The sequence below is a fragment of the Micromonospora sp. MGP-C2 genome, from assembly GCF_057766525.1.
Genome location: NZ_JBYMEN010000002.1, coordinates 1,475,854 through 1,496,261, shown reverse-complemented (window position 1 = coordinate 1,496,261; position 20,408 = coordinate 1,475,854). Strand labels below are relative to the sequence as shown.

The window sequence follows — 20,408 nt, the reverse complement described above, 5'->3', positions numbered from 1 at the left end:
CGCATGTCAGTCGCCGAGATCAGCGGTGGCGTGGTGCTTCGTCGCGCGCTGCGCCGACAGCGTGGCCGGGTGCTGCTCGGCATCGCGCTGCTGTGCACACACCAGGCCGCCGAAGCCCTCGTCCCCGTCGCCATCGGGGTGGTCATCGACCGGGCGGTCGCCACCGGTGATGTCCGCGCGCTGGTGCTCTCACTCGGCGGGCTGGCCGCCCTGTTCACCGTCCTGGCCTTCGCCTACCGGACCGGTGCCCGGATGGCGTACGCCGCGGTGGAGCACGAGGCACACGCGACGCGGGTCGAGATCGCCCGTAGCGCTCTCGATCCGCGTGGACACCACTCCGGCATGCGCGACGGAGAGCTGCTGTCCGTCACGGCCTCCGACGCCGAGCTGTCCGCGCTGGTCGTGCGGGTCGCCGGGCTCACCGCCGCCGCGTTCACCGCCATCGTGGTCGCGGCCGTCGCGCTGCTCGTCGTCGACGTCCCGCTCGGGCTCGGTGTGCTCCTCGGCGTACCCCTGCTGGTCCTCGCCCTGCAACGGATGGCGCCGCTGCTCACCCGGCGCAGCTCGTCGCAGCAGGAGGCCCTCGCGGCCACCACCGCGCTCGCCGTCGACCTCGTCACCGGCCTGCGCGTGCTGCGCGGTATCGGCGCGCAGGACCACGCCGCGCGCCGGTACGCGGGCGCCAGCCGCCACGCGCTCGACGTCACCCTGCGTGCCGCCACCACCAAGGGCCTGCACCTCGGGCTCACCACCATGGTCAACGGACTGTTCCTCGCGACGGTCGCCGGCGTCGCGGGCTGGCTCGCGCTCCAGGGCCGGCTCACCATCGGCGAACTCGTCGCCGTCGTCGGGCTGGCCCAGTTCATCGCCGAGCCGGTGCAGACGCTCGGGTACTGCGTACAGCTGTTCGCCATGGCCCGTGCCTCCGCGGGGCGGGTCGCCCGGGTCCTCGGCGCGGCACCGGTCCTGACGCCGGGCGACGCCGGGCCGCCCGCACCGACCCCGTCCCGGCTGACCCTCGACGGGGTCGGTCACGCCGGCCTCGACAGTGTCAGCCTGCACGTCCGCGCCGGCGAGATCCTGGGCGTGCTCGCCTACGACCCGAGCGACGCCGACGCGCTGGTCGCGGTGCTGGCCGGCCGGGTGCCGCAACCGGAGCACCGGGGAACGCTGTACGTCGACGGCGTGCCCGCCGAAGAGCTGCACATCGACGCCCTGCGCGCCGTGGTCCTGGTGGAGCAGCATGACGTGGCGCTGTTCGAGGGCACCCTGCGCGCCAACCTCAGCGCCGGTGCCCAGGTCGACGACGCGGTCCTGCGTGCCGCGGTGCGGGCCGCGGCGGCCGAGGACGTGCTCGCCGCGCACCCGCACGGCTTCGACCGCCAGCTCACCGAGCGGGGGGCGAACCTGTCCGGCGGGCAGCGGCAGCGGATCGGGCTGGCCCGGGCGCTCGTCGCCGACCCCCCGGTGCTGGTGCTGCACAACCCCACCACGGCGGTCGACGCGGTGACCGAGGGCCTGCTCGCCGAAGGGCTGGCCGCGGCTCGCGGAGCGGACACCCACGGCACGGTGCTGATCACCACCAGCCCGGCGTTGCTGCGGGTCACACACCGGGTCGTCGTGCTCGACCGGGGCCGGGTCATCGCCGAGGGGCCGCACGAGCAGTTGCTCGCCAGCGACGCCCGCTACCGGGAAGAGATCCTGCGATGACCGAGCCGATCATGACCGGGGCCGAGCCCCGGCAACTGCTGCCGACGGCCACCGCCGGGCAGACCTGGGCCACCCTCCGCACCGAGCTGGCCCGCCTGCCGGGGCTCAGCGCCGTCGCCGGCACGTTGCTGGTGGCCGCGTCCGCGACCGGGCTCGTCGCCCCCTGGGTGCTCGGTCGCCTCGTGGACGACGTCATCGCCGGCTCCGACACGTCGCAGATCGTGACCTGGGCGGGCGTGATCGCGGGTGCCGCGGTGCTCGCGGGCATCCTCACCGCGGTCGGCGCCGCGGTCGCCGCACGCCTCGGCGAGACGGTGCTGGCCCGGCTCCGGGAGCGGGTCCTCGACCGCGCCCTGCACCTGCCGTCGGCCACCCTGGAGCGAGCCGGCACCGGGGACCTGGTGGCCCGCGCCGGCGACGACGTGGCCGTGGTGACGAACGTGATCGCCACCAGCGGCCCGGCCTTCCTCGGCGCGCTGCTGTCCGTCGTGTTGACCGCGGCGGGGCTCTTCGCCCTCGACTGGCGGCTCGGCATCGCCGGGCTGGTCGCCGCGCCGGCGTACGCGCTGGCGCTGCGCTGGTACCTCAAACGGTCGATCCCGTACTACGCCCGCGAGCGGGTGGCCACTGGCGAACGCGCGCAGGCGACGGCCGAGGCGCTCCGCGGCGCGGCGACAGTGCGCGCCTACCGGATGGAGGACGCCCACGTCGCCCGGATCGCGGCGCGCTCCGGCGTAGCCCGCGACCTGTCGCTGGAGATCTTCGGGCTGTTCACGCGGTTCGGGCTGCGCATCAACAGATCGGAGTTCGTGGGGCTGGCCGCTGTGCTGCTCGCCGGCTTCCTGCTGGTGCGCGACGACCTCGCCACGGTGGGAGCCGCCACCACCGCCGCGCTCTACTTCCACCGCCTCTTCAACCCCATCGGCCTGCTGCTGTTCGAGTCGGACTCCGTGCTGCAGGCCGGTGCCAGCCTCGCCCGGCTCGTCGGGGTCACCGCGCTGCCGGACACCGCGACCCCGGCCGGCCCGGAGCCCGCCCGGCCGGCGCGGGCCGAACCGGCGGCACTGGAGGTGACCGTCGCGCAGCACCGCTACGACGACGGGCCGGTCGTGTTGCGCGACGTCGACCTCCGACTCGCACCGGGCGAGCGCGTCGCCCTCGTGGGTGCCAGCGGCGCGGGCAAGAGCACGCTTGCCGGGATCATCGCCGGCATCATCGCGCCCACCCACGGGTCGGTGACCCTGCGCGGCGTGCCGCTGGCCGAGCTCGGCGAGCACCGGCTGCGCCGCGAGATCGCCCTCGTCAGCCAGGAGGTGCACGTCTTCGCCGGGCCGCTCGCCGACGACCTGCGGCTGGCCGACCCGGACGCCACCGACGACGAGCTGACCGCCGCCCTCGACCTCGTCGGTGCCACCCACTGGTTCCGTACCCTGCCGGACGGCCTCGCCACCGAGGTGGGGGAGGGTGGACGGCACCTCACCGCAGCCCAGGCTCAGCAGCTCGCACTGGCCCGCCTCGTCCTCGCCGATCCCGCCGTCGCGGTCCTCGACGAGGCCACCGCGGAGGCGGGCAGCGCGGGTGCGCGTGACCTCGACCGCGCCGCCGTGGCGGCCACCGAGGGACGTACCACCCTGGTCGTCGCCCACCGACTGAGCCAGGCGGCCACCGCCGACCGCATCGTCGTGATGGAGCATGGGCGTGTCGCCGAGCACGGCACGCACGCCGAGCTGCTGGCGGCCGGGGGTGGCTACAGCCAGCTGTGGCGGTCCTGGCGTATGCCCGACCCCGTGCCGCCGCAGGGGCGCGGGAGCACCGGGCAGGTCGAGGAGCAACCCGTCCTGGGCTGAGCGGCCGACGAGGCGCGCGCCGTCCCGCCGTGGCCCCGGCCCGCTGGTACGCAACCGGGAAGTCGACCGACTGGGGGAGCCCGGGAACTTTTCCGGACCGGCCAGCGACAACCAGGATGCGCGGCTGACCGGCGACGTCCCGACGACGGCACCTCGCCATGAAGGAGCGCCCGTGGCACACAGGACGGTGGTCCGTGCGAGACGGCGTCGCTGACGACGACCAGGTGACCCGCTGGGCGAAGGAGGCTGGCCGGGGTGACCGGCAGGCCGCCACCGCGTTCATCCGGGCCCTCCAGGACCAGGTCTGGCGGTTCCTGTCGCACCTCGCCGGGCCGGGTGAGGCTGACGACCTGACCCAGGAGACGTTCCTGCGGGCGTTCCGCAACCTGCCCGGCTTCGCCGGCCGCTCGTCGGCCCGGACGTGGGTGTTCACGATCGCCCGGCGCGTCGCCGTCGACCATGTCCGGACGGCGGTGGCCCGGCCGAGGATCGCGTCGGTGCCGGACTGGCAGACAGCGGCCGAGTCAGCCGGCGCGATCGCCGCCGGGGCCGACGAGGGCGTGACCCTGCACCAGTTGATCGCCGGCCTGACCCGGGAGCGTCGCGAAGCGTTCGTCGCCACCCACGTGCTCGGCCTCTCCTACGCCGAGGCCGCGGACGTCTGCCAGTGCCCCATCGGCACGATCCGCTCCCGGGTCGCCCGGGCACGGGAGGACCTCGTCGCCGCCTGGCAGGCCGAGGGCGACCAGGGCCGTACGCGGCGAACCAGCTGAGGCTGGGACCCCCGCCCGATCCCGTCCGCTCACCCCAGGCGGGCCTCGATGGCCTCTATGATGCGCGGACGCAGCTCGGCGGCGCGGATGACGGCGTCCACCGAGCCGACGTGCACGGCGCGCTGGATGTTGTGCACCCGGTCGAACTCGGTCGCCACCTCGCCCAGCTTCTCCGCGCGCACCGACGAGCGCAGCTCGTCGAGTTCCGCGGTCAGCGCGGCGCGTTCGGTGCCGGCCGCGGCACCGACGCGGGCTTCCAGGTCCCGCACGCGAGGGTCGGCCGCCGTACGGGCGTTGACGTCGGCGGCGAACACCACAGCGGCGGCGGGCGCGCCACCGAGCACCGAGGCGAACGAGCCCTCCAGCGCGAGCACTGTCATGTTCGGGTTCAGCGCCTTCGAGAACACCACGAACGCACCGCCGTGGTAGCGCGAGATCACGCAGAAGACGATGGGCCCCCGGAAGTTCACGATCGCCCGGCCGATCTCGGCCCCGTACTCCAGTTGCAGCTTGCGCATCGACTCCGGTGAGCCGTCGAAGCCCGACAGGTTCGCCAGCACGACGAGGGGCCGGTTGCCGCTGGCCGCGTTGATGGCCCGCGCTGCCTTCTTCGACGAGCGGGGGAACAGCGTGCCCGCCGTGTAGGTGTCCGGACCGTCGGTGGGCGGGAAGCCGTGCCGCGGCACCGATCGGGACTCGATGCCGAGCAGGCAGACCGGGATGCCACCGAGGTGGATGTCCTGCACGACAGCGGTGTCCGCGTCGGCCATGCCCGCCCAGCGCTCCAGCACCGGGTGGTCCTGGTCGGAGAGGGCCCGCATCACCGTACGGATGTCGAACGGCTTCTTGCGGTCCGGGTTGGCCTCGACGGAGAAGATCTCCCCGACGGTGGCGAAGGCGCTGCCCGCCACGTCGTGCGGGAAGTCGGAGATGTCGCGGTCGGTCGGGTCGGTGGTGACCGCCCGCCGGGGTGCGTCCTCGCCGGGCGCGACGTACGTGTGGTCGTAGTGCGCCATCACCACGTCCCGGGCGGCCGTCAGATTCGGCGCCCAGTACTGTGCCTGCCCGTTCGGGCCCATCACCCGGTCGTAGCCACCGATGCCGAAGTTGTCCTCGGCCGACACACCACCGGAGAAGTCCAGCGACTGCTTGCCGGTGAGCACCATCGCCGAGTCCGGGGTCATCACCAGGATGCCCTTGGTGTGCATGAGCATCGTCGCCTCGGCGTTCCAGTACGGCTGCGCGCCGACGTTGATGCCCGCGACCACGATGTTGATCTCACCACCGGTCTGGGTGAACTCGACGATCCGCTTGAGCGCCGCGGCCACCCAGTCCATGTTCTCCGTGCCCGACGTCATCGAGATCCGGGCGCCGGCGGACAGCGCCCACCACTCCAGCGGCACGTGCATCCGCTCCGCCAGGTCCAGGGCGGCGATCACACGCCGGCACTCCGGCTCGGACAGGGCACCCAGCGACTTCGTCGGGTCGCCGAGCAGCACCACCCGGGTGACGCCCTGCGGGTAGCGCTCGGTCGGCGTCGTGACCACCCCGGCGACGATCGCGGCGCTGTTGCGCCCCCGCGGCCGGTCCACCGGCTGCAACGCGTGGTCGTCGTCGAGGTCGTGCTCGACGAAGTCACCGAGCCGGCCGGTCAGCTCGTACGGGTACACCGTGTTGCGGCTGCTCGCGCGCAACACCTTGAGCCGGTACTCGTCGAGCGGCTCGATCGCCTCGACCGGCGGCTCGCCGACGGCCAGCTCCGCGCCGCCCGCGGCGTCGAACGAGATCCGTACGGCGATCTTGGTCAGGTCGCCGGTCCGGCGGTCGCGCTGGCGCGCGATGAACAGGATCTCCTCCAGCCCGGCCCCCGCGGTCGTCGGGCGCACGCGCCCGGCGATCATTTCCATCTCCTCGCGGGTGAGCTCGCTCGGCGGCCAGACGTAGACCACGATCCGGTTGGTGTTGAAGCGCGTCTTCGACGGCCGCAGCGACTGCGCGCGGCGGATCGAGTCGAGGCAGGCGGCGATGGCGTCCTCGGTCGTCGGCAGCGCGACCAGTCGGCCGTCCTGCTCGCGAAGCTCGGTCAGGTCACGCACCTGCGCGAACGCCACGAGGCGCTCGTCCGACCGGTTTTCGCGCGCCACGCACTGGAAGAGGTAGACCTCCTCGTCCGACGACGGCAGCCGGGTCAGGTCGAACTTGTGCAGACGCTCCAACTGCATCCGCTGCGCGATGTACGGGTGCAGGCCGCGGATCAGCCGGTCCTCGGTCAGCTGGGTGCCCGACGGCCGGAAGGTGAAGTGGTGGTGCATCACCGCTCCGCCGCGACCCGCGACGGTGGTGGTGACCCGGCGGACCTGAGGCGGCAGCGGGTGCGCGGCGATGACCTCGGCCAGCGCCGCCGCCATCGCGTCGAAGTCCTCCGGCTGGTTCTCCCAGCCGAGGTAGATGTCGGCGTCGACGGAGTCCTCGCCGCCGGCCAGCTCGGCCAGCCCGCGCAGCGCGCCGCCCAACGCGTCGAAGCTCACCGCGGCGGAGACCACGCTCGAATCGGCGCGCTCGGCGACCACGAACGTGCAGCCCGCGGCCTCCTGGGTACGCACGCTGGTGAGCGCCCTGTTGCCGTAGTACCGGCGGGTCAGCACCTCCAGCATGACCGCGTTGTCGAGGTGGTCGCGGACGAGCCGCTGGCCGAGCAGCCGGACCAGTGGCTCGGTGCTGCGTACCATCTCGGCGATGCGCTCGGCGCGGTCCGCCGCGTCCGGGTGCGCGTCCAGGTGCCGCAGGTGCCCACGGACCTCGGCGTAGACCCGGGCGCGGTTGCGGCGCAGCAGCGGCTGGGCGAACCAGGCGAACACCACGCCGCGGGCGAGGTCGGCGACCACGGGGAAGCGGACCTGCGTCGCGGCGATCAGCCGCTCCAGCGCCAGGCCGGCGGGCTCGCGCAAACTCTCGTCCGGCGGGGTCTCCCGCAGCCAGGCGCGCAGCAGGGTCGCGATGACCGTGGCGTCGGCGGACGCGCGCTGCTGGGCGAGGAAGATCCGGAAGACGGCGGCTTCGAGGGCGGGGGAGCGCTCCAGGTCGGTGACGCCGTACCGGCCGAGTGCCTTGGCGAGCCTGGTCTGGAAGGCGTCCGGCAGCCCGGCCCGCTCGACGTCGAGGCTCTGCAGGTAGGTGTGGAAGTACTCCCGCGCGCTGTGCACGTGCGCGGCGCCGCCGTCCTCACCCGTCGGCCGGTTGCGGCTCAGTTCGGTGAGGTCGGCGAACACCTCGATGAGGTCGAGTTCCGCGGCCAGTGGCCGGTGACCGGCCTCGGCGGCCTCCCGCCGCGCGGTGAGATAGCCATCGAGCACCCGGCGGTCGTCGTGCGGGTCGACGTCGAAGCCGAGCAGCAGACCCCGCAGGTCCTCCTGACCGCGCCTGCCCCGCTCGTCCGTCGGAACGGTCTCGGAGGCGGTCGGCAGGTCCAGTTCGACGGTCTCGGCGGTCGGGTCGTCCGTGGTCTCCTCGGCGTCGTCCGCGAGCGGCTCCAGGCGCATCAGCGGCGCGCCCGCCTCGACCTGGCTGCCCACCGAGACGGCGCACTCCTTGAGCCGCGCCCTGAACGGCGCACGCAGCACCGTCTCCATCTTCATCGCTTCGAGCACCAGCACCGGAGCGCCAGCCTCGACCTCGGCGCCGACCTCCAGCGGTGTGGCGACGACGAGTGCCGGCATCGGGGAGCGCAGGACGCCGCCCTCGTCGCGGCTGACCCGGTGCGTCACACCGTCCACCTCGACCAGGTGGGTCGGCCCGTACGTGCCGGTGAGCAGGCGGTACCGGATGCCGTTGACGACGATCTGGCCGGTGTGCCGGTCGAACCGGTCGAGTTCGACGTCGGCGGTGCGGACGACGGTGCCCGCCTCGATGCCGACCCGGAACCGGTGTGGGCCGACCCGTGCCACGCGGGTGCGGTAGCCGACACCGCGCAGCTTGAGGTCCAGCGGTCGGCCGCTGGCGTGCTGCACCTGCGGGCGACCACCGGACGCCGTCGACAGCAGCCGCTGCCGCTCGGCGCGCTCCTCCTCCTCGTACGACTCGATGGCGGCGGCCGCCAGGGCGACAGCGGAGTGGCGGTGCGTGACGAGTCGGCCCTCACCGCGGACGCGGTCGATCCAGCCGGTGTCGGCGCTGGCGTCGATCACCTCGGGCTGGTCGAGCAGGTCGAGCACGAAGCTCTTGTTCGTCGCGCCACCCTCGATGATCACCGTGGTGTTCGCCATCGCCCGACGCAGCTTGCCGAGCGCCTCGTCGCGGTCGCGGCCGTACGCGATGATCTTCGCGATCATCGAGTCGAAGTCGGCCGGGATGGTGTCGCCCTCGCTGACGCCGGTGTCCACCCGGATGCCGGGGCCGCTGGGCAGGTCCAGCCGCGCGATCCGCCCCGGCGACGGCGCGAAGTCGCGGTCGGGATCCTCGGCGTTCAGGCGGGCCTCGATGGCGTGCCCGCGCTCCATCGGCGGCTCGCCGTCGAGCCGCCCACCGGAGGCGACGTGCAGCTGCGCCTTGACCAGGTCGAACCCGGTGGTCAACTCGGTGATCGGGTGCTCGACCTGGAGGCGGGTGTTGACCTCCAGGAACGCGAACAGCCGGTCGCCGGGGTGGTACAGGAACTCGACGGTCGCCGCGCCGCGGTAGCCGACAGCGATGGCCAGCCGCTCGGCCGACGTCTTGAGCTCGGCGGTCTGCGCCGGGTCGAGCACCGGCGACGCCGACTCCTCGATGACCTTCTGGTTGCGTCGCTGCACCGAGCAGTCGCGCACCCCGAGCGCCCACGCGGTGCCCTGCCCGTCGGCGATCACCTGGACCTCGACGTGCCGGGCCCCGGTGACCAGGCGTTCCAGGAACACGATGCCGCTGCCGAATGCCCGCGCGGCCTCCTGACTGGTCCGCTCGTACGCGTCGACCAGCTCAGCCTCGGTGCGGACCACGCGGATGCCGCGTCCGCCGCCGCCCGCTGTCGCCTTCAGCATCAGCGGGTAGCCGATCTTGGCCGCGGACGCGCGGGCGGCGTCCAGGGTCTCGACGGCGCCACGGCTCCACGGCGCGACCGGCACGCCGACCTCCTCGGCGATCAGCTTGGAGCCGATCTTGTCGCCGAGCTGGCGCATGGCGTCCGGGCTCGGCCCGACGAAGGTGACACCGATCTTCTCGCACAGCTCCGCGAACGCCGGATCCTCGGCGACGAAACCCCAGCCGACCCAGGCGGCGTCGGCCCCGGTCTCGGTGAGGGCGCGCTCCAGCACCGCCAGATTGAGGTAAGGGCGGGCAGACGCGGGACCGAGATCGTAGGCGATGTCCGCTTCCCGGACGAAGGTGGCGGTGCGGTCGACGTCGGTGTAGAGAGCGACGGTTTCGATCTGGTTGCCGGTCTCCGCGGCCAACTCGCGGACCGCGTGGATGAGCCGCATGGCGGCTTCACCACGGTTGACGATGGCGACACGGTTGAACACCCGACTGACCCCTTAGCTAGACCTTGAACTGCGTGCCGCGAGACAACGGCTCCCAGCAGTGATCACCTTTCCGGCTGGCGGCTGCCAGCGCTATGGCGCAACCACCGAACCAACCGTCTCTCAGTTGTAGGAAGTGAACAAAAGTTTTTGGTGTCCCCGCAGCCCGCGACCGCCACGGTAGCCCAGGCGGGCACCCGGATCACCGTCACCTCGACCGGGAGGCTCGCGCCGGGCGTGACGTACGGCTCGTTCCCGGTGACCCGCCCCGTCGACCGGCCGCGTCGTCAGTGACTGTCACCCCGGGCCTGACAATGAGGAGGTGACCGTTCTCGACCCGCGGGCGCTCAACCGCGCGACGCTCGCCCGGCAGTTGCTGCTCGATCGCGCCGACCTGCCGGTCCTCGACGCCGTCGCGCACCTCGGCGGCCTGCAGGCGCAGGAACCGCAGGAGCCCTTCGTCGGGCTCTGGTCGCGGCTGCGCACCTTCGACCCCGCGGTGCTCTCGACCCTGCTGACCCAGCGACAGGTGGTGCGTACCCATCTCATGCGCCGCACCGTGCACCTGCTCGTCGCCGACGACGCGCTGGCCTGGCGATCCCGGCACCAGGCCATGCTGTGCCAGCGGGTGCTCGGGGTCTACCGCGGCGAGTTGGACGGGGTTGGCCTCGACGAGCTCGCCGCGGCGGCGCGGGCGCTGCTGGCCGACGGTGAGCCGCGCTCGATGCCAGAGATCGGGCGAGCGCTCGGCGAGCGCTGGCCGACACCGAGCCCGCAGGCCTTGGGCGAGATGGCGATGGCCCTCGTCCCGCTGACCCAACTGCCGCCGCGCGGAGTGTGGCGGATGAAGGGCGGCGCCCGACACGCCCTGCTCTCCGCGTGGCTGGGTCGGGAGGTCCACCCGCCGACGCCGGACGACGCCGATCCCGTCGGCCAGATCCTCGTACGGCGCTATCTGGCCGCGTTCGGGCCGGCCGCCACGGCCGACGTGCGCGCCTGGTCCGGCCTCGCCGGGCTGCCGGCCGCGGTGACCGCGATGCGCGACGAGCTGATCACCTTCCGCGACGAGCGCGGCCGAAAGCTGATCGACCTCGCCGACGCACCACGCCCCGACCCCGAGACACCCGCTCCGGTGCGCTTCCTCCCGGCGTTCGACAACGCGAGCCTCGGCTACGACGACCGCAGCCGGATCATCGACGACGCGCACCGCGGCCTGTCCGTGGCCGGTGAGCGCGTGGTGCTGGTCGACGGCCGGGTCGCCGCGACCTGGAGCGTCGAGGCGGGCACGGTGACCGTCAACCCGTTGACCAGTTTGTCCCGGGCCGACCGCGCCGCCGTCGCCGAGCAGGGGCAGGCCCTGGCGCTGTTCCTCTCCGACAAGGAGAGCGACCGGGCGAGGGTCGCCGCGTCTCCCCGGTGAGGCCAACCCCAACTGCCTTGTATCGATGATTGTCGACTGCCATGATGTGGTTCGGTCGTGCTCGGGAGCCAGCGCGCACCACACCCTCTCCGGTCCACAGGACGCACGAGGTGGCCAGTTCACCCGTGCCGGGCAGTCCTCGTCGGCGACCGGATCCTGAGCACGGCACCGGCTACCACCTCGGTCAGCGGTGCCCGGCAACCACCGGAGGTACCGATGCTTCGCATGTTCCTCGCCGTCACGACCGTCGCGCTCGCCGTCTGGGGCGGGGCGAGCGGCACCACAGAGCCCACGCCCACGGCCACGCCGACGCCCTCGCCGACGCTCACCTGCCCGCCCGTGTTGCCGATCACCACCAACGTCGCCGGGGTCACCACCACCAGCGTCACCATCTCGTACTCGATCTTCCTCCGCCCACCCTGCGGCTACGACCCGCCGATGACCGTCAGCCTCTTCGCCAGCCGTGAGGACGCCCAACAGTGGCGGACGCCGGTTGCCGTGGCCGTCTCCGGGCCGGAGCGCGACGGCTCGGTCACCGTCGACCGGCTGACCCCGGACACGGAGTACTGGTACCGGTTGACCGACGTCGACGGCCGGCGGGACCCGTACGCGTTCTCATCGGCGCGGACATCCCCCCTTGCTTCCTGCCGCGCCACGGCCACGATCGACGCCCGTTGGGGCAACGGCTTCGTCGCCACGGTCACGGTCCGCAACACCGGGACGGAGCCACTGGACGGGTGGCGCGTCTCCTGGCGGTGGTCCGGTGACGAGCGCGTCCAGACCGTCTGGGGTGGCGTGGCGGAGGCCGCCGGTGTCGACGTCACGGTCCGCAACGCCTCGTACAACGGGACGCTGGCGTTGGACGCCGTGACGACGTTCGGAATGCTGGTGACGACCAGCGCGGTGCCTGACGGGTTGACGATGGCCTGCGCCCGGTAACCGACGTCCGCCCCGCTCCCGCCGTGCTGGCGCGAACGGGGCGGCGTGCTGTCGGTCAGGGTTTACGGGCCACCGCGCCGTAGGCGTCGATCGCGGTGACGTCGGGCTCGTCCGGTCGCCACAGGGGGATCGGCACCAGGCCCGGCTCCACCTTCGACAGGCCGGAGAAGCAACTGTCCAGGTCCGCCGGGCTACGCAGGATGTACGGGACGCCGCCGCTCTGTGCCAGTCGCTCCGCACCGGAGACGACAGCCGGGCTGGTGTTGGTGCCGTCCCAGAGCACGAGGTAGCTGCCGGAGGGCATCGCGTCCATGGTCCGCTCGACGATCGAGCGCACCACGGAGAGGTCGGGCTCGTAGCCCATCACGCCCATGAACATCACCGCGACGGGCTGGTCGAAGTCGAGCGTCTGCGACGCCTCGGCGAGGATCCTCTCCGGGTCGTGGTAGTCGGCGGGTACGTAGGTGGTGACACCCTCGGACGTCGTGCTGGCCAGCAGCGCCCGCGCGTGCACCAGCACCATCGGGTCGTTGTCCACGTAGACGATCCGCGAGTCGGGCGCGACCCCCTGGGCGACCGCGTGCGTGTTCTGCATGGTGGGCAGGCCGGTGCCGATGTCCAGGAACTGCCGGATGCCCGCCTCGGCCGCCAGGTACCGCACGGCCCGCACCAGGAACAGACGCGACTGCTGCGCCATGAGGACGATCTCCGGGTAGACCTCGGCGACCGCGTCGCCGGCCGCCCGGTCGGACTGGAAGTTGTCCTTGCCGCCCATCCAGTAGTTCCAGATCCGGGCCGCGTGCGGCACGTCGGGCTGAAGCTTCGCGGTGAGTTCGGCGTCCGGGCCGGCCATGCCAGGCTCCTATCGAGGGTCGTCGGCGGGAGATCACCTCTGCGGTGTGACCGGGATCGTACTCCCGGGCCGTCCACTGTCGACGCCGGGCGTTCGGTCTGCCAGAGCAGCTCGACGGTAGGAGTTTCGCGTGAACCAATGCCCGTGGCGGGGTATCCAACCCTGTGACAGACCCGCGGAGAAAGGGACCAGCCATGCGCGGCAAGCTGATTTCCGGTGTAGTGCTCACCCTCACGTTCGTCACCGGGTGCACGTCATCCGTAGACCGTGTCGGCGGCGAGGCGGCGCCCGCCGGCTCTCCGGCCGGCAGCGCGAGCCCGTCGACACCGGGTGCTCCGGCGCCGACCAGCTCCGGGCCGAGTGCTCCGGCCACCCGTAGCTCCAGCCCGGAAGCTCCGGCCACCCGCACCTCCGGGCCGGCCACTCAGAAAAGCGAGATCAGGCGGACCAACTGGCCCAACGCGGTGATCCGCAACCTGAGGTTCTGCGGTGAGTCCGACGACTCCGTGTCGTTCCGCAACGGGTCGAACGGCCTCGACGTGCCGTGCAGGATCCTGCCGGGCGGTGCCCGGCCGGTGTACGCCGAGTTCATCGTCGAGGAGCCGGCGAACGCCCCGTCGACCGAGGACGCGCTGGTACTGGTCGAACTGGGCAACCCCGACGCCGCGCGGCGGCAGGCCCTCGTGCCCGTTCAGCTCGGGGACAACGGCCGGAACCGGTACGCGTGGCCGGTCATCCTGGAGACGACTCCAGCCCGGCCGGCGACCGGGTCATGACCTTCGTCTCGTACCGGGTGGTGGGCCAGAACGTGGAGGCCACCGTCCGCAAACTCGACGGCAACACCGAGACCAGACGGTGGCGCAAGGCCGACGGCAGCGGAAACTGGGAACGGTACTAGCGTTGCGTGACCACCGACGTGTCCACCCGCAGCGTGCCGAGGACCTGGTCGGTGCGGTCGACGCCGTCGGTCTGCTTGACCTGCACGTACACGCCGAACGAACCGTCGGCCGCGACCAGGGTGACCTCGCTGAACGACGTCTCCGTGCCCCCGCATCGCGTCCAGTGCGCGACGATCCCACCGAGGGTGCCGACGGTGACCGTCCGGTCGGCGGCAGCTGTGCAGCCACTGTGATTGGCCAGCGTCGGCTCGGCCGCACGCAGGGTGCGGCTCATCCCGACAAGCTGGTGACGGCACTCGTGCTCCGCGATCTGTGTCAGCTCGACTACCAGGAGATCGCCGGGCAACTGGGCATTCCGGTCGGCACGCTGAAGTCCCGGATCCATTACGCCCGTCGGCACGTGCGGGAGTCGTTGGAGGGCGGCTGAGCGAAGCGTACGCCGTTCTGCGGGTTTGCCCCCGATCGAGTGACATCGTTTGACTTGTGCGACGAATGCATCTTTTATAGTCGATGTCTATCGTTGGGCGACGCCCTGATCCTGGAGGACGGATGCGAGTCATCGCGCGAACCAAACCACGACGGCGGCTGTTGCCGGCGGTGATGGCGGCGATGACGCTGCTGACCGTTGCCGTCGGCGTGCCCGCCGCCGCAGCGGCACCGTCGACGGTGGTCGGCGTGGCCAGCGGCCGGTGCCTGGACGTGGTCGGCAACGTGCGGACCGCCGGCGCCGGCATCAACATCTACGACTGCAACGGTCAGGCCAACCAGGCGTGGAGCCTCACCTCGGCCGGTGAGCTGCGGGTCTACAACGAGACGATGTGTCTCGACGTGGTCGGCCAGGACACCACCGCGCCGGCCGCTCTGCAGATCAACGGCTGCAACGGTGGTGCCAACCAGCGCTTTCGGATCAACACCAACGGGACCATCGTCGGCGTCCAGTCCGGCCTGTGCCTGGACGTGACCGGCGCGGGCACCGCCAACAGCACCACTGTCGGTCTCTGGACCTGCAACGGGCAGACCAACCAACGGTGGACGACTGCCCTGGGCAGCAGCGACAGCCAGCCGCCCACGGCGCCGGGCAGCCCGCGGGTGAGTGGCCTGACCTGCAACTCGGTGACCTTCGCGTGGAACGCCTCGACGGACAACGTCGCTGTCGCCTTCTACGACGTCTACCACGACGGCCAGCTGATGAAATCGGTGAGCGGCACGACGCTGTCCACCACCCTCACGGTGGTCGCCGGCGCGACCTGGGGCCTGTACGTCAACGCCCGCGACGCCGCCGGCAACGTGTCCCAGGCGAGCACCACGGTCTCGATCACGCCGCCGCCCTGCCAGGCCGACACCCAGCCGCCGACCGCGCCACAACAGCTCACCGGCACCGCGTCGGGCACCACCGTGACACTGCGGTGGACCGCGTCGAGCGACAACATCGGGGTCCGGGCGTACGACATCCACCGCGCCGGCGTGAAGGTCGGCACGGTCACCGGCGCGCCGCCAGCGACCACGTTCACCGACAGCGGGCTGGCCGCGAACACCGCCTACCAGTACTACGTGGTGGCGCGGGACGCCCAGGACAACGCCTCCTCGCGCAGCGGCACGACGACAGTGACGACCGGCGCGGCGTGCGGCAACCCGGTGTGCGGGGTGCGCCAGGTCACCACCGACACCGACATCCCGTGGGGGCTGGTGACGCTGCCCGACGGCAACGTGCTCTACAACCGCCGCGACGCGCACGACATCATCCAGCTCAACCCCACCACCGGCGCCAAGACCAACCTGGGCACGGTGCCGAACGTGCAGAGCACCGACGGTGAGGGCGGCCTGCTCGGGCTCGCCATCTCGGCCAGCTACAGCAGCGACCGCTGGTTGTACATCATGCACACCTCGCCCAGCGACAACCGGATCGTGCGGATCAGGTTGGAGAACGGGCGACTCAACACGGCCAGCGAGCAGGTGCTGGTCAGCGGCATCCGGCGCAACAAGTACCACGACGGTGGGCGCCTACGGTTCGGCCCGGACGGCAAGTTGTACGCCAGCACGGGTGACGCGCAGAACGGCAACTACGCACAGGACCGGGCGGCCCTCGAAGGCAAGATCCTGCGCCTCAACCCGGACGGCACCGTTCCCTCCGACAACCCGTTCGGCAACTACGTGTGGAGCTACGGCCACCGCAACCCGCAGGGGCTGGCGTTCGACTCGCAGGGCCGGCTGTGGGAGCAGGAGTTCGGCAACTCGGTCATGGATGAGACCAACCTGATCACCCGGGGCGGCAACTACGGCTGGCCGGCGTGCGAGGGCACCAGCGGCACGTGCGGCACCGCCGGATTCATCGCGCCGGCGCGTACCTATCCCACCGCCGAAGGGTCGTGCTCGGGCATCACGATCGTGCGGGACGCGCTCTACGTGGCCTGCGCGCGTGGTGCCCGGATGTACCGCGCGGTGATCAGCGGCAGCAGTCTGACGAACGTGCAGACGTACTTCAGCGGCACCTACGGTCGGTTGCGGACGGTGGAGCCGGCTCCCGACGGAGGGCTCTGGCTGACCACCACCAACACCGGTGACAAGGACAGCACCCCGAACAACAGCAACGAGCGGATCCTGCACGTCACGCTCGGCAACTAGGGGACCGCAGCGGTTCAGAGAGCGACGTCTCCACGGGGCCACCCACGTGGTGGCCCCGCGGAGACAGCTCGTGCCGTCAGGAACTCGTCAGGATCACGAGTTGCTGGGTCGCCCGGGTCATCGCGACGTAGCGGTCGACCGCCCCCTCGATGCCCGTGCCGAACGCCTCCGGGTCGACCAGGACGACCAGGTCGAACTCGAGACCCTTGGCCTGCTCCGGGCTCAGCGACCGGACGCGGGACGTCGGTGGGAACGTCGGATCGCCGATCACGCAGGCGGTCCCGTCGGCGTGCTCGCCGAGCCAGGCGTCGAGGATCGCGCCCAACTCGGCGGCCGATCCGTGGACGACGGGCAGCCCGTTGCTGCGGATGGAGGTCGGCACGTTGGCGTCGGGGAGCACAGCCCGGATGACCGGCTCGGCCTCCGCCATGACCTCCTCCGGGGTCCGGTAGTTGATGCTCAGGGTGGCCAGCGTGATCCGGTCGAGCCCGATGCGCTCCAGGCGTTCCTGCCACGACTCGGTGAACCCGTGCCGGGCCTGGGCGCGGTCCCCGACGATGGTGAAGCTGTGCGACGGGCAGCGGGCCAGCAGCATCTGCCACTCGGCGTCGGTCAGCTCCTGGGCCTCGTCCACGACGATGTGGGCGAACGGGCCGGCCAGCAGATCCGGATCGGCGGCGGGGAGCGCGGACTCGTGGACCAGGGCGTCGCGAAGGTCCGGCTGGCGCAGCATCGTCAGCAGGCCCTCGCCGTCGTCGTAGGCGTCGGCCGCGAGCAGTTCGTCGACGACCCGGGCCCGGTGCTCGCGTTCGACGGCGGCGGCGGGGTCGTGCCGACGCGGACGCTCCGACGCGTCACCGAGGCGCCGCCGTGCCGCGTCCAGGAGCGGCAGGTCGGACACGGTCCAGGCCCGGGCGTCGTCGCGCTGCAGCTTCCGGACGTCCGCCGGGCTGAGCCAGGGCGCACACCTGCGCAGGTACGCGGGCACCGACCACAGGTCTCCCACGAGGTCGGCGGCGTCGAGCAGGGGCCAGGCGCGGTTGACGGTCGCGCGCAGCTCCCTGTTGCGCAGCAGCGACCTGCGGACCACGTCGTCCGGCTCGTCGCCGTCGTACCTGTCCACGAGGATCGTGAGCAACTCCTCCCAGATCTCGTCTCGCGCCTCGTTGTGCGGGGTGCCCGGCCCGGGCGCCTGGAACGCGTCGGCCCAGTCGTCGGCCCCCAGCCAGATGTCGGCCTCGTCGGTCGTGACCGTCATCGGTTTGACCGGTGGGTCCTCGTAGAACCTGACCGCGGCGTCGATCGCACCGACCAGCTTCGCGGAGGACTTCAACCGGGCCACGTCCGGATCGGGTTCGACAGCCGCCCTGGCACCTTCGCCGACGAGGTTCCGCAGTGTGCAGGTCTGCACGTCCTCCTCGCCGAGGCTGGGCAGGACGTCGGCGACATAGGCCAGATAGGGCTGGTGCGGCCCGACGAAGAGCACGCCACCCCGGCGCTGACCCAGGCGAGGGTCGGAATAGAGCAGGTAGGCGGTGCGGTGCAGCGCGACGACGGTCTTCCCGGTGCCCGGACCGCCGTCCACGACGAGCGCCCCGGCCGATCCCGCTCGGATGATGGCGTCCTGGTCGGCCTGGATGGTGCTGAGCACGTCCCGCATCCGGGTCGACCGGGCGCTGCCGAGGCTGGCGATGAACGCGGACTGGTCGTCGAGCGCGACGGCGTGCCCCACGAACCCGTCCGGGGTGAAGACCTCATCCCAGTAGTCGCTGATCCGGCCGCGCGTCCACCGGTACCGGCGACGGCTCGACAGACCCATCGGGTTGGCGTGGGTCGCGCCGAAGAACGGCTCGGCGGCGGGCGAGCGCCAGTCGAGCAGCAGCCGCCGACCCTCGCTGTCGGTGAGGCCGCGACGTCCGACGTACACGGGCTCGGGGTTGTCCGCACCGACCACGTGGCCGAGGCACAGGTCCAGACCGTAGCGACTCAGCGCACGCAGGCGGCCGGTCAGCCGACGGATCTCCTCGTCCCGGTCCATCGCCTGCCGGCCCTTGCCGCCGGGCGCCCTGCGCTCGGCGGCAAGGCGCTCGGACAGCTCGGCGTTCAGCTGATCAAGGCTCTCCGCCATCGTCGCGAAATGCTGCTCGTCGCGGCCGATCAGCCCCGGGTCGGCCTTGGGGGAGAGGTGATCGGGGAGATCGAACACGGAGGTGGGCAAGGAATTCAAATGGGAACTTCCAATTCGGCAGATTCTGGCCTCGGCCGACGATTTTGCGGCATGGACCGGGTCTTGCCGCAAGCCCCCCAGTGCGCTATATGTTAGAAGTGGCAGGGGGGCCAGGTGTCCCCATTTTCCAAGCTCAGGGCGTTTCCACGACCTCGCGGCCGAGGGGCCAGAACGCCGCCGGCACGAGCTTGAAGTTGGCGATGCCGAACGGAATCCCGATGATCGTCACGCAGAGGGCGACCCCGGCGACGATGTGGGACAGCGCGAGCCACCAGCCCGCCAGCACCAGCCAGAGGATGTTCGCCAGACCGGAGGCGACGCCCGCGCCGGGCTTCGGCACCAGGGTGCGGCCGAAGGGCCACAGCGAATAGACGGCGAGGCGGAGCGACGCGACCCCGAACGGGATCGTCACGACCAGGACGAAGCAGATCAGTGCGGCGACGCCGTACCCGACCGCCAGCACGATGCCACCGCCGAAGATGAGCCACAGCACGTTCAGTACGAAACGAATCACCACTCCAGCATGAGCGATGCTCGCAATCGGCCCGCGCTGCCCTCCCGCCCCTCCTCGCCGGAGCATGCGCGCGGTCAGCCGGCCACGTGCTGGCGTCGCGTGGCGTCGTCGGACAACTGGCCGACGGCGTCGTCGAGGCTCTCGAAGATCGGGAACGCTCCGTCCAGGCGCATGGTGTGCAGGACGGTGCGGATGAATCGCGACGGCGCGGCGAGGCAGAGCGTGACCCCGCGTTCCCGCGCGTCGCGGTGTGCGCGGACGAGAAGACCGAGCCCGGTCGAGTCGATGATGTGCACACGGCTCAGGTCGACGACCACGTGCCCGCCCACCTCGGCCACGTGCCGCAGCGCCGTGCGCAGCGTGTCGCCGGTGTCGAGGTCGATGTCGCCCGTCGCGGCGATGACGGTGACGTCGTCGAGGTGGTCGATGCCGAGGATGCCTCCGGGACCGTGGTCGTCGCACGAGCCCGGCCCGCGGCGCGGGGGTGGCAGCAGGCTGCAGTGCGGGCAGCGGTGCGGCCCGGTGGCGAACGGAGAGCCGCTCCAGCCGTGCTCTGCCACCAGGGTCCAGACGACCTCGGCGTCGGGTAGCACGCACGCGGTGCCGCGAATGGTCTCGCCACAGGTGTCACAGATCAGGGTCATCAGGTACTCGTCCGGGACGACGGTCATGCTGGGGTCCTTCCTACGCCCTGGGCTGACGCGATCCGCGTCGCCCGGCCCGGGTCGGTGACGATCGACAGCACCTGGTCGAGGCGGGCGATGTGCAGGATGCGGCGGACCCGAGGGTTCGGGTTGCGCACGGTGAGGACCGCGTCGGCGCGAGCCAGCCTCCGGTGCAGGTCGAGGAGCAGGCCGATGGCGGCGGCGTCGAGGTGTCGGCAGTCGGAGAGGTCGAGCACGACCTGCGCGGGCCGCAGGCTGAGCAGCCGATCGAACATCGCACCGACCTCCGGTACGCAGGCCAGGTCGAGTTCGGTGACGCGCACCTCGACCAGCGGCAGTGTGTACCGCGTCGGCATCACCGGCGTTGTCATGGCCGTGCCCCTCTCCGTCAGCCCCTCGGTCCACCACCACCGTTACGGGCGGGGTTGGCGATAGCTGCAAGGCTCTGTG

16 protein-coding genes are annotated in these 20,408 nt (G+C 71.9%); 9 read left to right on the top strand and 7 right to left on the bottom strand.

The window, feature by feature from the left end; translation table 11 throughout:
• The first annotated feature begins 3 nt into the window (after positions 1–3).
• The 3 genes from AC3CF1_RS06515 to AC3CF1_RS06505 all read left to right on the top strand — a co-directional run bounded on the left by AC3CF1_RS06515 (position 4) and on the right by AC3CF1_RS06505 (position 4,330).
• Positions 4–1,710 (top strand): ABC transporter transmembrane domain-containing protein, encoded by a 1,707-nt coding sequence (locus AC3CF1_RS06515; protein WP_488449822.1) that lies wholly within the window; start codon positions 4–6, stop codon positions 1,708–1,710.
• The gene (locus AC3CF1_RS06510) at positions 1,707–3,557 is read left to right on the top strand and encodes an ABC transporter ATP-binding protein (RefSeq protein WP_488449821.1); all 1,851 of its coding nucleotides are present in this window, start codon (positions 1,707–1,709) and stop codon (positions 3,555–3,557) included. The genes AC3CF1_RS06515 and AC3CF1_RS06510 overlap by 4 nt, the downstream gene beginning before the upstream one ends.
• 194 nt (positions 3,558–3,751) lie before the next feature.
• Positions 3,752–4,330 carry a sigma-70 family RNA polymerase sigma factor gene (locus tag AC3CF1_RS06505; RefSeq protein ID WP_488449820.1) on the top strand — a complete coding sequence of 193 codons (579 nt, stop codon included), beginning with the start codon at positions 3,752–3,754 and terminating at the stop codon, positions 4,328–4,330.
• A gap of 29 nt (positions 4,331–4,359) precedes the next feature.
• Here AC3CF1_RS06505 and AC3CF1_RS06500 read toward each other — a convergent pair whose 3' ends face one another.
• Complete coding sequence (locus AC3CF1_RS06500; RefSeq protein ID WP_488449819.1) at positions 4,360–9,822, bottom strand: ATP-binding protein; 5,463 nt, start codon at positions 9,820–9,822, stop codon at positions 4,360–4,362.
• A gap of 319 nt (positions 9,823–10,141) precedes the next feature.
• Between AC3CF1_RS06500 and AC3CF1_RS06495 the strand changes: the two genes are divergently transcribed.
• Both AC3CF1_RS06495 and AC3CF1_RS06490 read left to right on the top strand, forming a co-directional pair.
• Entirely contained in the window at positions 10,142–11,239 is a 1,098-nt protein-coding gene (locus tag AC3CF1_RS06495; protein ID WP_488449818.1) for a winged helix DNA-binding domain-containing protein, read from the top strand.
• 216 nt (positions 11,240–11,455) lie between these two features.
• Positions 11,456–12,178 carry a cellulose binding domain-containing protein gene (locus AC3CF1_RS06490; protein WP_488449817.1) on the top strand — a complete coding sequence of 241 codons (723 nt, stop codon included), beginning with the start codon at positions 11,456–11,458 and terminating at the stop codon, positions 12,176–12,178.
• Positions 12,179–12,233: 55 nt separating this feature from the next.
• Here AC3CF1_RS06490 and AC3CF1_RS06485 read toward each other — a convergent pair whose 3' ends face one another.
• Positions 12,234–13,031 (bottom strand): SAM-dependent methyltransferase, encoded by a 798-nt coding sequence (locus tag AC3CF1_RS06485; protein WP_488449816.1) that lies wholly within the window; start codon positions 13,029–13,031, stop codon positions 12,234–12,236.
• Positions 13,032–13,225: 194 nt separating this feature from the next.
• Here AC3CF1_RS06485 and AC3CF1_RS06480 point away from each other — a divergent pair, with 194 nt between their 5' ends.
• Positions 13,226–13,807 (top strand): hypothetical protein, encoded by a 582-nt coding sequence (locus tag AC3CF1_RS06480; RefSeq protein WP_488449815.1) that lies wholly within the window; start codon positions 13,226–13,228, stop codon positions 13,805–13,807.
• Positions 13,804–13,929 carry a hypothetical protein gene (locus tag AC3CF1_RS06475; protein ID WP_355160348.1) on the top strand — a complete coding sequence of 42 codons (126 nt, stop codon included), beginning with the start codon at positions 13,804–13,806 and terminating at the stop codon, positions 13,927–13,929. The genes AC3CF1_RS06480 and AC3CF1_RS06475 overlap by 4 nt, the downstream gene beginning before the upstream one ends.
• On the opposite strand, the gene AC3CF1_RS06470 is transcribed toward AC3CF1_RS06475, so the two are convergent.
• On the bottom strand, positions 13,926–14,204 hold the full coding sequence (locus AC3CF1_RS06470) for a hypothetical protein (protein WP_488449814.1): 279 nt from the start codon (positions 14,202–14,204) through the stop codon (positions 13,926–13,928). The genes AC3CF1_RS06475 and AC3CF1_RS06470 overlap by 4 nt on opposite strands.
• Before the next feature lie 12 nt (positions 14,205–14,216).
• Between AC3CF1_RS06470 and AC3CF1_RS06465 the strand changes: the two genes are divergently transcribed.
• The gene (locus AC3CF1_RS06465) at positions 14,217–14,357 is read left to right on the top strand and encodes an RNA polymerase sigma factor (RefSeq protein ID WP_354980824.1); all 141 of its coding nucleotides are present in this window, start codon (positions 14,217–14,219) and stop codon (positions 14,355–14,357) included.
• A 122-nt stretch (positions 14,358–14,479) separates the two neighbouring features.
• A complete protein-coding gene (locus AC3CF1_RS06460) occupies positions 14,480–16,552 on the top strand; it encodes a PQQ-dependent sugar dehydrogenase (protein ID WP_354980823.1) in 2,073 nt (690 codons plus the stop codon).
• 76 nt (positions 16,553–16,628) lie between these two features.
• On the opposite strand, the gene helR is transcribed toward AC3CF1_RS06460, so the two are convergent.
• The 4 genes from helR to AC3CF1_RS06440 all read right to left on the bottom strand — a co-directional run bounded on the left by helR (position 16,629) and on the right by AC3CF1_RS06440 (position 20,329).
• On the bottom strand, positions 16,629–18,758 hold the full coding sequence (gene helR, locus AC3CF1_RS06455) for an RNA polymerase recycling motor ATPase HelR (protein ID WP_488449813.1): 2,130 nt from the start codon (positions 18,756–18,758) through the stop codon (positions 16,629–16,631).
• Between the two features lie 154 nt (positions 18,759–18,912).
• Positions 18,913–19,293, bottom strand: a complete 381-nt coding sequence (locus AC3CF1_RS06450; RefSeq protein WP_210924624.1) for a YccF domain-containing protein — start codon at positions 19,291–19,293, stop codon at positions 18,913–18,915.
• Positions 19,294–19,367: 74 nt separating this feature from the next.
• Entirely contained in the window at positions 19,368–19,964 is a 597-nt protein-coding gene (locus AC3CF1_RS06445) for an STAS domain-containing protein (protein ID WP_088948811.1), read from the bottom strand.
• The gene (locus AC3CF1_RS06440; protein ID WP_488449812.1) at positions 19,961–20,329 is read right to left on the bottom strand and encodes an STAS domain-containing protein; all 369 of its coding nucleotides are present in this window, start codon (positions 20,327–20,329) and stop codon (positions 19,961–19,963) included. Before AC3CF1_RS06440 ends, AC3CF1_RS06445 begins: the two co-directional genes overlap by 4 nt.
• Positions 20,330–20,408: the final 79 nt, after the last annotated feature.

Coding starts and splice junctions, on each gene's coding strand:
- AC3CF1_RS06460 (WP_354980823.1), top strand. CDS start 14,480: ATGCGAGTCATCGCGCGAACCAAACCACGACGGCGGCTGTTGCCGGCG.
- AC3CF1_RS06490 (WP_488449817.1), top strand. CDS start 11,456: ATGCTTCGCATGTTCCTCGCCGTCACGACCGTCGCGCTCGCCGTCTGG.
- AC3CF1_RS06440 (WP_488449812.1), bottom strand. CDS start 20,329: ATGACAACGCCGGTGATGCCGACGCGGTACACACTGCCGCTGGTCGAG.
- AC3CF1_RS06470 (WP_488449814.1), bottom strand. CDS start 14,204: ATGAGCCGCACCCTGCGTGCGGCCGAGCCGACGCTGGCCAATCACAGT.
- AC3CF1_RS06510 (WP_488449821.1), top strand. CDS start 1,707: ATGACCGAGCCGATCATGACCGGGGCCGAGCCCCGGCAACTGCTGCCG.
- AC3CF1_RS06515 (WP_488449822.1), top strand. CDS start 4: ATGTCAGTCGCCGAGATCAGCGGTGGCGTGGTGCTTCGTCGCGCGCTG.
- AC3CF1_RS06475 (WP_355160348.1), top strand. CDS start 13,804: ATGACCTTCGTCTCGTACCGGGTGGTGGGCCAGAACGTGGAGGCCACC.
- AC3CF1_RS06485 (WP_488449816.1), bottom strand. CDS start 13,031: ATGGCCGGCCCGGACGCCGAACTCACCGCGAAGCTTCAGCCCGACGTG.
- AC3CF1_RS06480 (WP_488449815.1), top strand. CDS start 13,226: ATGCGCGGCAAGCTGATTTCCGGTGTAGTGCTCACCCTCACGTTCGTC.
- AC3CF1_RS06445 (WP_088948811.1), bottom strand. CDS start 19,964: ATGACCGTCGTCCCGGACGAGTACCTGATGACCCTGATCTGTGACACC.